We start from the raw sequence: 15,212 nt of genomic DNA on the forward strand, positions 1-15,212 counted from the left end.
CCCGCAGCTTATTGGCCGCGTAACTCCATTAGAAACCCGTCACGTTCGATTCGGGCATGCTTGACATCGGGGCGTTCGGAAAGCGCTTTAATCAGGTGCTCCACCGGCGCCACGCTGGGGTTGTAATCTTGTCGGCAAGGACCGGCCGCCACCATGGCATCAACCTGCTCAGCCGGCATCACTGCACGCAACAAAAACTCTTCATCCGACAATTTAGGGCTAAACTTTTTGCGCAATTCCGCCAGCGGCGGCATGGGCGACTGACCCACCAACTCTTTGGCGCGGGGCAACTGCTCAATACGATCCCTTACATTCGGGTCGACATCGCCCGGCGGCGTACCAAAGCGCCCAACCACGTAACGAATGACCTCATCGGGTACGTTGGCATAGCGCTCGGGCGACAACACATTCATGACCGCCATGGTGCCTACAACCTGCGAGAATGGCGTCACCATAATGGGGTAACCCAGCTCGGCCCGCACACGCTCCACTTCCTCATACACCTCAGGCAGGCGATGCGCCTGACGCATCTCACGAAGCTGACGCTTCATGGTACCGATCATGCCGCCCGGTAACTGATGAGCGAAATAACGTTCGTCGTACTCCTGCGGAATACCCATGGGTAGACCTTCCGCCTTGGCCAGGCTCGTAAAGTACTCGCTTACCTTCGCCATGGCATCCAGATCGAGATCATGCGCTACACCACGGCTTTCCAGATTACTGATCACGTTTTCAACTGCAGGCTGACTACTGCCGTTACCCAAGGGTTGCGCAGCGGTGTGTAAGGCATCGACACCCAAACCGGGGGCTTCGGGGTATGTGAACGGCGCCAGGCCAATCGTGCAATGGGAGTGCAACTCAAGCGGTTTGGAACCGACTGCCTCGCGAAGGGCCGGCAACAAGGTACGTGCGCGGTCGGGCGTAAGCAACCCGCCCGGGTCTTTCAGGTAAACCCGGTTAATAAAAGGCTGTGCCGCCAATTCGCGCGCCATTTGTGCAAAAAAAGCATCATCGTGAATCGGGCTCACGGTATATACCAACGCGCCGATCACTTCCGAGGCACCTGCCTTGGCAATGGCCTGACAATTATTAATAACGGCCTGCGTAGTATTCATGGGGTCCATGACCATGAAACGCTCAATACCATTATTCACGAGCAACTGATACGACAACGCCATCACTTCCGGATGAGCCGTTTCCCATGAAATAAACCGCATGCCTGTGGAGAGAAACGTGAGCGGCGTATTTTTTAAACGTGATTTCATTAAGCGCAAGCGTTCCCAAGGATCTTCCTTGTGGAAACGTACCGTCACCGCCATATGCGTGCTGGTACTGAAATCAATTGCGTAATAACCCACCTGATCAAGCACGGATGCGATTTGCAGCATCATGCCGGTGCGCAAACCCGTTGCGCCCCAAAGGCTTTGGTTGCCGTCTCGTAATGTCGTGTCAATAAACTGAATCTTTTTTTGCGTCATGTTTGTTCCCGTCGCGCTTCATTTTGCAAGCTGGGCTTTTCCGCCAAATAACGACCCAAAAAACCCGTATCGACTCCGCCTTGCGTAAATTCCGGCGTTTCCAATATGGCTTTATGCAGCGTAATATTGGTTTTCACGCCTTCCAATACCAAATCATCAAGCGCCATACGCAAGCGAAGACGAGCCTGTTCCCGGTTTTGCCCAACCGCAATCACTTTGGCCACCATGGAGTCATAAAAGGGTGGAATCATGGCACCGGCTTCAATGTGCGTATCAATACGCAAACCGTCGTGGGAAGGGAAATGGGCCTGAGTGACACGCCCGGGGGACGGCCTAAAATCGTGATCACAATCTTCGGCGTTAATTCGACACTCAATGGCATGGCCCTGCACCTGAATGTCGTTTTGCGCCCATGGCAATGGTTCACCCTGCGCAATACGGTACTGCGCCTCAATCAAATCAACACCCGTCACCTCTTCGGTAACCGGGTGTTCAACCTGAATACGTGCGTTCATCTCCAGAAAGTAAAACTGCTCGCGCGGCACGTCGACCAGAAACTCAATTGTGCCCGCGCCGCGATAACCGATATGGCGGGCAAACCTTACGGCCGCCTCGTGCAAACCATCTCGCAACGCATCCGACAGGTGCGGTGCGGGAGCCTCTTCAATCAGCTTTTGATATCGACGCTGCACTGAGCAGTCGCGATCGCCAAGGTGGAGGACATCTTTGCCGTCTCCCAACACTTGCACCTCGACGTGGCGACCTTGCGTCACGAAGCACTCAACATAAACGCGCCCATCACCGAAAGCAGAAAGCGCCTCAGCGCTGGCCATATCAAATTGTTGAATCAATGATTCACGCGTATCAGCGCGCTTCAGGCCACGACCACCGCCGCCGCCAACCGCCTTGATCAAGACGGGGTACCCGATATCATCGGCAACGGCCAAAGCTTCATCAAGGGTTTCAACCGGCCCGCCCGGCGTAACGGGTACATTTGCCTCGCCGGCTATGCGTCGTGCCTCCAGCTTGTTGCCGACCTGTTCAATTTGTTCAGCGGTAGGGCCAATGAAAATCACATCGTTTTCTTCGCAGGCACGCGCGAATTCAGCACGTTCTGACAGAAAACCATAACCAGGGTGAATCGCTTGCGCACCCGTCGCCTGAGCGGCATGTACCAAGGTATCGATTTTCAAATAGCTTTCAGTGGCACGGCCTGGCCCCACGCACACCACCTTATCGGCCATGCGCGCGCCCAGGCTGTCGCGATCGGCGCTTGAAACTACCAGGACCGTTTCAACGCCCAGGCGCTTAAGGCTGCGAATAATCCGCACCGCGATCTCACCCCGATTGGCCACAAGTACGCGGGTAATCGGTGGGGTCTGAATGCGATCAACCATGGTGATTGCCATAAATCCGCCTTAAGGACGCACGCGGAACAAAACCTGGTCGTACTCAACCAGTTCACCGTCTTGCGCCACCACCTCAACAACCTCGCCGGTTATATTGGCGGGAACTGAATTCATCAGTTTCATGACCTCGATAATGCCCACCACCGTTTCCGGCTCGACCTTTGATCCTTCCGCAATAAAAGGATCCGCCCCCGGTTTCGGTGCGCGATAAAACGTGCCCAGCATGGGGGCTTTAATCTCGAGCAACGCGGCCTGGCCTGAAGACGACGCCCTGTTTTCATCAGCATCCGACGACGGTGCTGCTGTTTTAGCTGAATTTGCCGGCTGCGGGGCTGAAACCGACGTGGCGGATGACACGGGCCGCATTGATGGCATTGCCGACGCAGGCGACGCATCCGAAACCGCGGTTGATGCACCGCTGTTGCGACGCAAATCCAACTTGATACCATCGGCTTCCAAATGCAGCTCGTCGAAATGCGACGCGTCAAGCAACTGGATAATGCGCTGCACATCGTCGTGGGTAAAGCTCATGTCAATGCTCCAAAAACACCCTGTTTGTCTTATTCATGTGCCGGTTTAAACCAACCCTTGTGCAACCAGTTTTGCCTAAACCCTCACGACAGTGCTAGCATTGCCAAACAACTTTTCACCAGGTGAAATTTATTGAAAGATTATCAAGTCAAGACGATCCGCGCCCTTGATCGCGGCCTGGAAGTACTGGAGTATCTGCACAAATCGCGCAACGCCAGCCTGCACGACTTATACTTGGCCACCGGTTTACCCAAAGCCACCCTGACTCGGGTTATCGCAACACTGGAGCGGCGCGGACTGATTTGGCAAAGAGTGGCCGACGGCGCCTTCATGGCCAGCCACACCTACCAGCCCCGGCCGCCCCAAGTCAATGACGAAAACTATCTGGTTCAAGTGGCGTCACCCACCCTGGTGCAACTGTGCCGTAAAGTCGACTGGCCATCCATTCTGGCTGTGCCGCGGCTGGATCATATGGCCGTGATTGAAACCAACAGCCCGCGCTCGTACTTCTCGCACATTCCATTGGGCCCAATCGGTTTTCGGGTGAATATGTTGCGCTCAGCCACCGGACGCGCCTACCTGGCTTTCTGCAGTGAAACGGAAAGGCAGTCGGTTTTGCAACGTTTGGCCGCCAGCAACGAGCCCGGCAACTATCTGGCGCGTCGCCCTGAACAAATTAAACAATTGCTGGAAGAGACACGCCAATTAGGCTACGGTTTGCGCACACCCGACTTCGGCGGCCATTACGACAAAACACGCCGTGAATTTGACGACGGACGAGACTCGGTTGCCGTACCGATCTGGGCAGGCAAAGAAGTGGTGGCAATCGTCAACCTGACATGGATTCACAAGATCGCAAAAAAAGAGGACATTATCAAAAAGCTATTGCCCGAACTGCGGCAAGCCGCACAAACCATTTCCTGGAATTTAATGTCGCCGCTGCGTGAAGACGCCTTAAATCCTTAACACCGCTGTGCCGCGCTTGGACCCAGACTCCACAAACTCATGTGCAGCGGCGGTTTGACGCAAACGGAAGGTTTTTGCCACGCGGTGCTGTAAACGCCCTTGCTCAAGCCACCCCGACAATTTTTCGATGCAGGCGGAGCGATCGTCGGGCAGCAAGTCGTACACCAGGAAGCAGCGCAAATCGATTGAACGCCACAACAGCGTTTTCAGATCAACAGGCAAAATACCGGTGGTGTTGGAGCCATAGCAAATATACACACCGTGTGCTTTCAGCACATTTTCCGAAAGCAATGCAGCCGTTGAAGAGAAATCCATATCGATGACGGCATCAACTCCCGCACCCTGCGTTAACTCAAGCACGCGCGGCCCAACTGCGGTTTGCTTATAGTCGATAACCGAAAATGCGCCCGCCTGCTCGGCATCTTCACGACGCGCACCTGAGCCCGCCGTGCCAATAACACGCGCCCCTTCAAGCACAGCCATCTGCGTTACGTAGTGACCCACCGCACTGCCGGCCCCGGTTACCAGAACCGTTTTACCTGCCAATGAACCTGCCAACCGGACAGACTGCACTGCGGTTAATGCGGGAATACCAAGACACGCGCCCTGCTCAAAACTCATTGCGTCTGGCAGGGGCACAGCCTGAGCTTCCGGCAAGACAACATATTCACAAGCAGTACCCCACGCTCGGCGCCACTGGGCATTCCATACCCAGACACGCTGACCGATACGATGAGACCCAACACCCGGCCCCACGTAATCAATCGTTCCCGCGCCGTCACTATGAGGCACAATTTGTTCAAAATCCAAGGGTCGGCGCAAACGAAACTTCACATCCGACGGATTAATACCCGACGCATGCAACTTCACTCGCACCTCACCGATGCCTGGCTCGGGATCGGATAACTCACCATACTCGAGCACTTCACGCGCCGCACCGTTACGGACATACCAAACTGCTTTCATAACGACCTATTCCTTAACAAGCACTTCACAAAGCTACACCTGCTAACGTTGCCCTTCAACCCATTTTCACCAATTTCGCTAGAATCGGTTTCTGTTTCAACATACGACGTAACAAATGGAAAATGCAATGACAATGACACACGAACTGGGTCTGCATCTAAACGGCCTGGAACAACTGCAGATTATGCTGGATCAGGACCTACGCTGCCCAATCGCAAAAACACTGGATATTAAAATGGTTGAGGCCGAAGACGGTCGCGCGGTATTCGAAGCGACCCCCGATAAACATTTATATAACCCAAACTATTTCGTACATGGCGGTTTTTCGGCCACCATGATGGATTTCGCCTGCGGCTATGCATCGATGAGCAAGATTCCAGCAGGCAAATCCGTTTCCACCATTGACTTGAAAGTTTCATATCATCGGCCAATTAACAAGGACACGGGTTTGCTGCGGGCGGAAGGTATTGTGACAAGCAGTGGCAAACGCGTTATTTTTTCAGAAGCAAAACTCATCGATCAGGATGGGCGCCTTTATGTTTCCGCAACATCAAGCGTGCTTGTTTTCAATCTTGAATAACACGGTACGACTCACGGCAACCGAGCATTACTCTTTACGCCGCGCTCGAACGGGCGCGACGAAAGTACAGCACCAAAAGCGCGACGCCCACAATCACAGCGGGAACCAGTGACCCGATATTCAACCACCACCAGCCTTGTGTGGTTACCAGCGCACCGGAACTGAACGACGACACAGCCATGACAAAAAACACCACGAAATTAATGGCCCCCTGCGCTTTATCGCGCTCTTGCGGCGTATGCGCCTGAGTGGCCAAATTGGTGGAACCGGTAAACAGGAAATTCCAGCCCACGCCCAACAAAAACAGAGAAATTAAATAGTGCTCGTAGGTATTACCCGACAGGGCAATGAAAATGCAGACCATGTTCAACACCAACCCTGCCAGCATGATTTGCAATGTACCGTAACGCTTTATGAGCGAACCAGTAATAAAGCCTGGGGCAAACATGCCGATAACGTGCCATTGCAATACCGTAGCGGTGTCTGAGAACGGAAAACCATCAACCTCCATTGCCAGCGGGGTGGCCGCCATTAGCAAGTTCATGATGCCATAGCCGATACCCGCACCCAAAGCCGCCACAATAAAAACCGGTTGACGTGCAATTTCCTTTAAATCACGGCCACTCGATTTGGGCGCCTCCGTTCTTGCATCATCTGGGAAACGGATGAAATGCATCACAACCATGCCCAAAACGCCCAGCACTGCCAACGCCAAATAAGCCCCCATAAACGGGTAAGCCGCCACGTCTTTCGTGTGCTGCGCCAAAGCCGGCCCTACAATAGCGCCGATCAACCCACCGGCCAACACCCAGGAAATCGCTTTTTCACGCAAACTGGCGTCAACAACTTCGGTTGCCGCAAAACGATATAACTGTCCGTTCGCGCTGTAGTAGCCCGCAATCAGTGTAGCCAACACCAGTAACCAAAAACTTCCGATCCATACCGCGAATGCGCATAGCAAGGAAGAGAGGACGGCAACGACCAAACCCAACTGAAAAGACTTTTTACGACCATGGCGACTCTGGGTTCTGGCAACCAACGCTGTCGACAACGCACCGCCGATGACGTAGCCCATGATGGGCAACGTTGCCATCCAAGGGATCGTCGCCAAATTCATCCCAACCAAACCGTTAATACCGATAAAAGTCACGTTATTCGTGAAAAACAATCCCTGGCAAACGATTAACAGCACGAGATTAGGGTTAAAAAGCCTGGGTTTTGCGGACATGAACAGCCTCCAACATGATCAGTGCGCTGATAATACACCCGATCACCTTTCCAGTAGCTGAAATTACCTTCCAATAAGCCGCCAAAAACTTATGCCGGGCCCTGCTATTATTGACCCAATTTGGTTAAATACGCGGCGGGAAATATCCAATGTCCATACAAAATCTACTTCAGCAAATGCTTTCTTCCGGGCAGCAGGCCGGGCAATCCGCCGGCACTCAATTGAACGACCTGGGCCGCAAAACCGGGCTAGGCGGATTTGGCGGCGGGGCGTTAACCGGCGGCGCGCTGGGGCTTCTGCTAGGCAACAAAAAATTCAGAAAAATGGGCGGCAAAGTCGCCACCTATGGCGCAGCGGCCGCGTTGGGCGCGGTCGCTCTCAAGGCTTATCAAGACTGGCAAACGCAACGCTCAACCAACAACGCGTCCGCGTCAGCGCCACCCGCGCCAATGGCCGGTGCTCAAGCGGCTCAAGCTTCAAGTGCAGCATTAGGCTGGTCGGAAAAAGACACTGAAACACATAGCCAGGCAGTACTGGCCGCCATGATCGGCGCAGCCAAAGCCGATGGCCATATCGGTGATTCAGAGCGTGCACTCTTGGAAGCGGAGGTCGCCCGGTTGGGCAGCGCGCAAGATCAAGCCTGGTTTCATTCTGAGCTGCAAAAACCGGCCGACCCGGCAGCCGTTGCCCAGCAGGCGGCAACACCCGAAATGGCCGCTGAAATGTACCTGGCCAGCTTGCTGATTATTGATGAACAAAGCTTTATGGAGCGCGCTTATCTGGATGAACTGGCGAAACAATTAAAGCTGGAGCCAGGCCTGAAAAACAACCTGGAAGGCCAGGTTAAAAACCTGGCTTAGAAATCGAAACGAAGACCCACCAAAAAGACGCGTCCACCCTGGCTGGCCGAGGTTAAATCAGCCAGGCCCCCGCGCTTTTCGACAATAGAAGCAGTTGACCCTTCACGATAAAACTCGGCAAAGAATTTCAGGTTTTTATCGTATTGATAGTCGACACCCAAATGCACAATGTTGTCGCCATAGTTCTGCACTTTGGCAAACATCGCTTTGAATGTATACGGGCCTGTGTTGTAACTGGCAAACAAATTAACCGCCTTATTGCCATCACGCGAGAAAGCACCGGGCGTATGATTATTTGTGTCGAATATCTCGTACTTGGCGGCAAAATACCACGGGCCGGCCTGGTGGCTGGCTGAAACACCATACACTCGGTCCTTCCCCAGCCCGGTATCACCACGATCGTCAAACCCAACCGCCAAACGCGTGTCGCCCAAAACATACGATAAAGCCGCCTGCATGCGACGGTCATCGATACGCGAAGTTGAGCGACGATTACCCGCAGCCGATGTGTAGCTGCCCGAAAGGGTGAAACCGTAAACAGCCGGGCTGTAGTAAGCAATCGTGTCGGGAATCCGAAACGCGGTATAAGTGGCAAAACCGCTGTAGTAACTGCTGAACTGATCAACCGGAGCGGCAACGGCGTTGTAATAAGGCATCCATTGCTGGCCGGCAATTAAAGTACCCACCGTTGTGCGCACGCCGATTTGGGCAATACGGATACGCTGGCGCTCATCGCGCCCCGCCCCGCCCTGGTCATAGGGATCGCTGATACGAAAATTGGCTGTGTCGAACGGCAACTCAAACTGGCCGAACACAGCGGTATCGTCATTGAAACGATACTCGCCTTTCAAGCCAACACGCGTGTAGGCGTCGCGCAACCCCACATAGGAACCCCACGGCCCGCTGTTTCCAGGATGCACAGACTCCAACTGCATGCGCAATGAGCCGTACAGCTCAACGGAATGATTCGCTCCTTCTGTCAGAACCACCGCCGAAACGGAAGGTGCAGCCAGAAATGCTGCACTTAACGAAAGCAGCCACTTTGCGGGTTTCATTATTTTTATGCTGTTCATATTTTTTTCCTGTTTGCACACTGCCATGCATTAAGGCGCCGGTGGTGTAGAGGCCGCTCGCCCATCCTCACGATCAGCCAAATACCGCAACTTGCGACGCAATTCACGCTCGCGGCGGCGCTCCTCACGATAATCCTGCTTCACCGCCCGCCAGAGTGCGACCACCATCAGCACAATAACTAACGTAAACGGAAGCGCGAATACAATTGTGGCCGTTTGCACCGCCTGAATGCCGCCGGCCAATAACAAACTAATTGCAATACCCGCCACCAGAACACCCCAAATAATTTTTACACGTGCGTGCGGATTAGGTTCGCCTCCGGTGCTCATCATGCCTAATACCAGTGTGGCGGAATCGCCCGAGGTCACGAAAAATACCAGTACCAGAACGGTAGCGACAATGGACATTAACGTACCTAACGGCATGGCATCGAACATCACAAACAACGCCGTGGACACGTCGGCCTTGACCGCATCTGCCAACGGCACCGCATCCCAGATTTGCATATGCAGCGCCGTACCGCCGAAAACTGAAAACCACAGAAAACCCGCCAATGTGGGTGCCAAAACCGTACCAAGCACAAATTCACGAATCGTCCGACCACGCGAAACCCGCGCAATAAACAAACCAACAAACGGTGACCAGGCAATCCACCAGGCCCAGTAAAAGATGGTCCAGCCACCGATCCAGCTATCATCCATGAACGGCGTCGTGCGCAAACTCATGCGCACAAACTCGCTGGCGTAACTGCCCAGGGTGGTCGTAAAGGTATCAATTAACGCAACGGTTGGCCCAAGCAGAAAAACCGTGACCATCAAAAGAAAAGCCAGAATCAAATTAATGTTGGACAACCATTTAATGCCGCGTGTCACCCCTGTAACGGCAGAGGTTAAAAACAAAATGGTTGTTACCACAATAATCAAAACCTGGGCGGTTGAACTAATGGGCACGCCTAACACATAGTGCAACCCGCTATTAATTTGCAGCGCCCCTATACCCAGCGAGGCAGCCACCCCAAAAGCCGTTGCAATAATGGCCAGCACATTCACCGCCAAACCCAAGTGAGGCGCCCACGACCATGGCAAAGAACTGGTGGCCACACTGACCAGCGCCGGTTTATCGCGGCGGAAACAAAAGAAGGCAATGGCCAATGCCACCACGCTATATACAGCCCAAGGGTGCAGCCCCCAATGGAAAAAGCTGTAACGCATCGCCGCCGATGCAGCCGCCGGCGTTTCCGCAATGAATCCGGGAGGCGGCGAGCCATAATGGGAAATGGGTTCGGCCACCCCCCAAAAGACAAGACCGATGCCCATTCCTGCCGCGAACAGCATAGCGAACCAACTATGAAGAGAAAACTCTGGGTCTTCATCTTCGGCCCCCAGTTTTAAATCGCCGTAACGACTGAACGCCAACAAACCGGCCACGACCACCAGCCCCAAAACAATCCACAAATAAAGCCAGCCAAACGTAACCGTTATAAAGCCGAGAAGCTCGTCGAAAATGCTCCCGAGAGATTGCGGCGCAATGATCCCCCACATGACGATCAGCAGGATGACGCCGGCCGAAATAATAAGCTGCATGCGTGTTCTCCTTTTGTTATGTGCCCGACATTGTAAACAGGCCTCACTTAGATTGACGATTTATGACATATAAATTAAAATAAGAATAGTTCTCAGTTGTATTAGTAAATTTAACTACCCCTTCCAACATAGGTTTTCCATGGCAACTGCCGCGTCGCTCAAAACCTGGTACTGGCTACATAAGTGGTCCAGCCTCGTCTGTACCGTTTTTCTACTCCTCATCTGCCTGACTGGGCTGCCGCTGATATTTCACGAGGAAATTGAACATGCGTTCGAGGACGGCAAACCGCACACCGTCGTTCCCGAAGGCACTCCCCGCGCCCGGATGGACGCCATTCACGCCAACGCCAAGGCACTGTACCCCGGCGAAGCACTGCAATATACCTATGTTGATGACCACGAACCCGTAGTCTGGGTGGGCATGGCCGACCCGGCCACCGCCTCCGATGCGAAAAGCCATCATTACATGCGTTTCGACGCCCATACTGCGGAACTGCTCTACGACGGGCCTAGTGTCTTTGAAGAACAATTCACATTCATGGGCGTCATGTACGCCCTGCACGTCGACCTGTTTGCGGGCCTTCCGGGTCAACTTTTCCTGGGTTTCATGGGGCTGTTGTTTGTACTTGCCACCGTATCGGGCGTTGTACTTTACGGTCGCTTCATGAAGAAACTCGAGTTTGGCTCCGTTCGCGCCGACCGATCACGCCGAATCAAATGGCTCGACCTGCACAACCTTTTGGGCATTGTCACCGTCGTCTGGGTAACCGTTGTGGGGGTAACAGGCGTCATCAATGAACTGGCGACACCCATGTTCCGCTATTGGCAGTCCACAGAAGTCGCCGCACTGATTGCACCCTACCAGAACAAAACGCCCCCGGCGGAATATGTATCGGCCGACGCCGCCATGGCGGCAGCCACCCAGGCTTTGCCCGATAGCGAAGCAACCAGTTTCAGCCATCCCGGCAATATGTTCGCCACGCCGCATCATTACGTATTCTGGATGAAAGGGTCGACACCCCTTACGTCCCATTTATTCACACCCGTATTAGTCGACGCCACAACGGCTGAAGTGACCGCCATTGCTGAACCCCCTTGGTATCTGGTCATGCTGGAGCTATCCCGCCCCTTGCACTTTGGCGATTACGGTGGGCTACCGCTCAAAATCATCTGGACTTTACTCGACCTGATCACCATTGTGGTGTTGGTAAGCGGCTTGTACTTGTGGGTTGCACGACGCAAAACCAATGATGCCCGCATCAAACAAATTGCCGATACGCTTACCCCCGCTTATTCAGCAACGAGGTCATGATGTCATCCCAGTCCCTCTCCTGCACACCACCGCGCCCTCGTGTACGTGTCTGGCGCACCCCTATTTTGCTGGGAATTCTTACCTGTTTCGGCCTGCTTTCCGCACTATTGGGAAGCGGCATCTGGAATGTGGTTAGCTGGATCGCAATGGCGATACCCCTGCTGGTTGGCGCTGGCTTCTGGGTTTTCCCCAGAAACAAAACCCGAACCGTCCAGCACCGGCGCCAATAAAGCTGCATCCGGCCTCGTTCACAAAAACAGTCACATACAACTCAGGGAGTTCTCCATGTCCTCTTCGCATAACCGCGCAGATAAGGCCTCTGTGTGCCGCCTTTCCGCCCTTACGCTTGCGCTGCTCAGCGCCGGCTCAACCGTCTGGGCGCAAACAACCGACAATGCCGACACCCAGACACGCGCGCTGGCACCTATTGTTGTTCAAGGCCAGGATGCCCAATCACCCTTGGGCCCGGTCGACGGCTATATTGCCACCCGCTCAATCAGCGCGACCAAAACCGACACACCCCTCATTGAAACACCGCAATCAGTCACCGTTGTCACACAAGAGCAAATAGAAGACACGGGCGCACAGAGCCTTCAGGATGCGCTGAACTACGCGGCCGGGGTACGTACCGAAGCATACGGCGTCGACTCACGCTCCGACAATTTCCGTATTCGCGGCGCCTCGCCCTCCATTTACCTGGACGGCCTGCGCACCAACTATAACTACTACACCAGTACAACCCGCACGGAACCCTACACGCTCGAACGCGTCGAGGTCTTGCGGGGCCCGTCATCCATGCTTTATGGCCAGGGCAGCACAGCCGGCGTCATTAATATGGTTAGCAAACGGCCACAGGAAGAGGCACATCACGAAATTGGCATCTCCTATGGTTCGCATAACCGCCGTCAAATACAGGCAGACCTCACCGGAGCAATCGATGAAGACGGAAAGTGGCTGTATCGTCTGGTTGCACTAAAGCGCAAGTCCAACACGCAAGTCGATTACGTGCGGGACGACCGTTGGGTACTGGCACCGTCATTGACCTGGCGGCCCAGCGCCTCAACTTCGCTCACCCTGCTGGCGTTATTACAGGAAGACAAATCAGGCTCAACCTCCCAGTTCTTCCCTTGGGAAGGGGTGGCCACCTACAACCCAAACGGGCAACTACCCACCAACCGATTCATTGGTGACCCCGACTGGGATCGCTACAACTCGAAGCGCCGCGCCATAGGTTGGGAGTTCGAACACAAGTTCAACGATAACTGGACTGTTCGTCAAAACACCCGCTTCTCGAAAAATGAAGTGGATTACCGCTCACTCTATGGCGACAGCTTCACACTGCCAGGCGGCTGGGCCGGCGACCCAATCAACAAACGCATGCTGGGCCGCATTGCCTATGGCTCCATCAAGAATGTGTTCATGGCCTCGGCCGACCAGCATCTGGAAGGTAAATTTGAAACCGGCGCGTTGAAACACCATGTGTTGCTTGGCTTTGACGCCACCTACGGTCGAGAAGAAGAGCGCTCAGCTTACGATGCGCCAAACTACAACGGTGGCACCGTACCGCTGATCGACGCCTACAATCCGGTTTATCCCGCCTACACCCCTCCCTCATTCTCTGAGCTTCCCACCATTCGCCAACGCGATATCGGTTTCTACCTGCAAGATCAGATGCGCTATCAGAACTGGATTTTCGTAGCGGGCCTGCGATACGACCGTTCCACTAACGCGCCCGATGGCGGGCAGGATCAAACATCCACCGCGTGGACCAATCGCTTCGGCATCATGTACGCCTTCGAAAACGGCATTTCGCCCTATGTCAGCTACAGCGAATCATTCACTCCAGTATTAGGCCGCACGTCTGCCGGCTCTCCCTATGTACCGTTGCGTGGCAAACAAATTGAAGCCGGCTTGAAATACGAGTCGCTCAACGGCAACATTCTTGTCAACACGGCGGTCTACAACCTGAAAGAAGAAAATCGCCTGGTCAGTGACCCGGCCAACCCGACTCAAAACATTCAGGCCGGCAAAACAACCAACCGTGGTTTTGAAATTGAGGTGAAAGCGAAAGTGACCCGCAAGCTTAATGTGCTGGCCAACTACAACTACACCGATGTCGACGAACAACTGGAAGCATTGCCTCGCCATCAGGCGGCCTTGTGGGGCAAATACCAAATTACCGGTGAAGAGCAAAATGGGCTTTCCGCCGGTGCCGGTGTACGTTGGTTCGGCGCCTTCACCGACGGCAACGCACCGCGCACGCCCAGCGTTACCCTGGTCGATGCCATGATCGCCTACGAAACACCCGATTGGCGCCTGGCACTGAATGCCAACAACATTTTCGACAAGGTTTACGTCAGTACATGCCTGTCGCGCGGTGACTGCTGGTATGGTGCGCGCCGCAGTATTGTTGCCTCGGCCACCTATAAGTTTTAAGCTAACCTTTCGCCGATGGGTGGGAAGGTGCCTTCCCACCCGCACAGCGCCGCCTTCAGCGGCGTTTTGTATTTCAACGTATCGGGTTTGTTATGCGCACACGTTTCCATTCCTGGCTATTTGGTTTAATACTCGCAATGAGCAGCTTGTTTCCCACCGACTCGATCGCCAGCGAATTACCCGCCGGTTTCACCTATCTGGAAGAAGCCATTCCCGACATCAAGATCAACCTGATGTACACCAGCAGCGATAACTTTCTGGGGCGCCCGGTCAACGGATATGAGAACGCGCGCGCCGTCCTTACCAAATCGGCCGCACAAGCGTTAAAGCAAGCACAAGATAGCTTGAAACCTTTTGGGCTCGGTTTATTGATTTACGATGCCTATCGCCCACAACGCGCAGTCGACGATTTCATTGCCTGGTCTCGCACCGATGACAATAAAATGCGCGAAAGTTATTACCCTGATGTTTCCAAGCCCGACCTATTCAAAGAAGGCTATATTGCCGCTAAATCAGGACACAGCCGCGGCAGCACGGTCGACCTGACCCTATGCGACCTGAACACAGGAATGCCACTGGACATGGGCACACGGATAGACTTTCTTGGCAAGGAATCCTGGCCCGACTATGCCGGCGTCACAGCTCAACAACGCGCGAACCGGCTGTTGTTAAGAAGAATCATGATGGAACACGGTTTCATCCCGCTGCAACAAGAATGGTGGCATTTCACTTTGGAAAATGAACCTTTTCCAGAAACCTATTTTGATTTTGTGGCGCGATAAGAACCAA

General features: G+C 54.0%; 14 protein-coding genes. 7 read left to right on the top strand and 7 right to left on the bottom strand.

Annotated elements, in window-relative coordinates:
- Positions 1-8 precede the first annotated feature (8 nt).
- From G9Q38_RS00760 to accB, 3 genes are read right to left on the bottom strand one after another with little or no spacing between them, the layout of a single operon-like run.
- Positions 9-1,478 (bottom strand): hydroxymethylglutaryl-CoA lyase-like TIM-barrel protein, encoded by a 1,470-nt coding sequence (locus tag G9Q38_RS00760; protein ID WP_166126814.1) that lies wholly within the window; start codon positions 1,476-1,478, stop codon positions 9-11.
- Positions 1,475-2,887 (bottom strand): acetyl-CoA carboxylase biotin carboxylase subunit, encoded by a 1,413-nt coding sequence (locus G9Q38_RS00765; RefSeq protein WP_228276162.1) that lies wholly within the window; start codon positions 2,885-2,887, stop codon positions 1,475-1,477. Before G9Q38_RS00765 ends, G9Q38_RS00760 begins: the two co-directional genes overlap by 4 nt.
- Before the next feature lie 9 nt (positions 2,888-2,896).
- A complete protein-coding gene (accB, locus tag G9Q38_RS00770) occupies positions 2,897-3,418 on the bottom strand; it encodes an acetyl-CoA carboxylase biotin carboxyl carrier protein (protein ID WP_166126817.1) in 522 nt (173 codons plus the stop codon).
- Between the two features lie 132 nt (positions 3,419-3,550).
- Here accB and G9Q38_RS00775 point away from each other — a divergent pair, with 132 nt between their 5' ends.
- Entirely contained in the window at positions 3,551-4,384 is an 834-nt protein-coding gene (locus G9Q38_RS00775; RefSeq protein WP_166126819.1) for an IclR family transcriptional regulator domain-containing protein, read from the top strand.
- Here the strand turns inward: G9Q38_RS00775 and G9Q38_RS00780 are convergent.
- Positions 4,373-5,350 (bottom strand): NADPH:quinone reductase, encoded by a 978-nt coding sequence (locus G9Q38_RS00780; RefSeq protein ID WP_166126822.1) that lies wholly within the window; start codon positions 5,348-5,350, stop codon positions 4,373-4,375. The two genes, G9Q38_RS00775 and G9Q38_RS00780, sit on opposite strands and share 12 nt — an antisense overlap.
- A gap of 127 nt (positions 5,351-5,477) precedes the next feature.
- On the opposite strand from G9Q38_RS00780, the gene G9Q38_RS00785 reads away from it, so the two are divergent.
- Positions 5,478-5,930, top strand: a complete 453-nt coding sequence (locus tag G9Q38_RS00785; RefSeq protein ID WP_166126825.1) for a PaaI family thioesterase — start codon at positions 5,478-5,480, stop codon at positions 5,928-5,930.
- Between the two features lie 34 nt (positions 5,931-5,964).
- Here the strand turns inward: G9Q38_RS00785 and G9Q38_RS00790 are convergent, their stop codons facing one another.
- On the bottom strand, positions 5,965-7,158 hold the full coding sequence (locus G9Q38_RS00790) for an MFS transporter (RefSeq protein ID WP_166126827.1): 1,194 nt from the start codon (positions 7,156-7,158) through the stop codon (positions 5,965-5,967).
- 149 nt (positions 7,159-7,307) lie between these two features.
- On the opposite strand from G9Q38_RS00790, the gene G9Q38_RS00795 reads away from it, so the two are divergent.
- On the top strand, positions 7,308-8,018 hold the full coding sequence (locus tag G9Q38_RS00795; RefSeq protein ID WP_166126831.1) for a tellurite resistance TerB family protein: 711 nt from the start codon (positions 7,308-7,310) through the stop codon (positions 8,016-8,018).
- On the opposite strand, the gene G9Q38_RS00800 is transcribed toward G9Q38_RS00795, so the two are convergent.
- Positions 8,015-9,073 carry a porin gene (locus tag G9Q38_RS00800; protein ID WP_166126834.1) on the bottom strand — a complete coding sequence of 353 codons (1,059 nt, stop codon included), beginning with the start codon at positions 9,071-9,073 and terminating at the stop codon, positions 8,015-8,017. The two genes, G9Q38_RS00795 and G9Q38_RS00800, sit on opposite strands and share 4 nt — an antisense overlap.
- Before the next feature lie 48 nt (positions 9,074-9,121).
- Positions 9,122-10,675 (bottom strand): BCCT family transporter, encoded by a 1,554-nt coding sequence (locus G9Q38_RS00805; protein ID WP_166126837.1) that lies wholly within the window; start codon positions 10,673-10,675, stop codon positions 9,122-9,124.
- A 139-nt stretch (positions 10,676-10,814) separates the two neighbouring features.
- Between G9Q38_RS00805 and G9Q38_RS00810 the strand changes: the two genes are divergently transcribed.
- The 4 genes from G9Q38_RS00810 to G9Q38_RS00825 all read left to right on the top strand — a co-directional run bounded on the left by G9Q38_RS00810 (position 10,815) and on the right by G9Q38_RS00825 (position 15,205).
- Complete coding sequence (locus G9Q38_RS00810; RefSeq protein WP_166126840.1) at positions 10,815-11,987, top strand: PepSY-associated TM helix domain-containing protein; 1,173 nt, start codon at positions 10,815-10,817, stop codon at positions 11,985-11,987.
- On the top strand, positions 11,984-12,217 hold the full coding sequence (locus G9Q38_RS00815) for a hypothetical protein (protein WP_228276163.1): 234 nt from the start codon (positions 11,984-11,986) through the stop codon (positions 12,215-12,217). Before G9Q38_RS00810 ends, G9Q38_RS00815 begins: the two co-directional genes overlap by 4 nt.
- A 55-nt stretch (positions 12,218-12,272) precedes the next feature.
- Positions 12,273-14,423, top strand: coding sequence for a TonB-dependent siderophore receptor (locus tag G9Q38_RS00820; protein WP_166126843.1), 2,151 nt, complete (start codon positions 12,273-12,275; stop codon positions 14,421-14,423).
- 92 nt (positions 14,424-14,515) lie between these two features.
- Positions 14,516-15,205, top strand: a complete 690-nt coding sequence (locus G9Q38_RS00825) for a M15 family metallopeptidase (RefSeq protein ID WP_205962320.1) — start codon at positions 14,516-14,518, stop codon at positions 15,203-15,205.
- The last annotated feature ends 7 nt before the right edge of the window (positions 15,206-15,212 follow it).

Origin of the sequence: Pusillimonas sp. DMV24BSW_D, from assembly GCF_011388195.1 — a bacterium.
GTDB classification, from domain to species: domain Bacteria; phylum Pseudomonadota; class Gammaproteobacteria; order Burkholderiales; family Burkholderiaceae_B; genus Neopusillimonas; species Neopusillimonas aestuarii.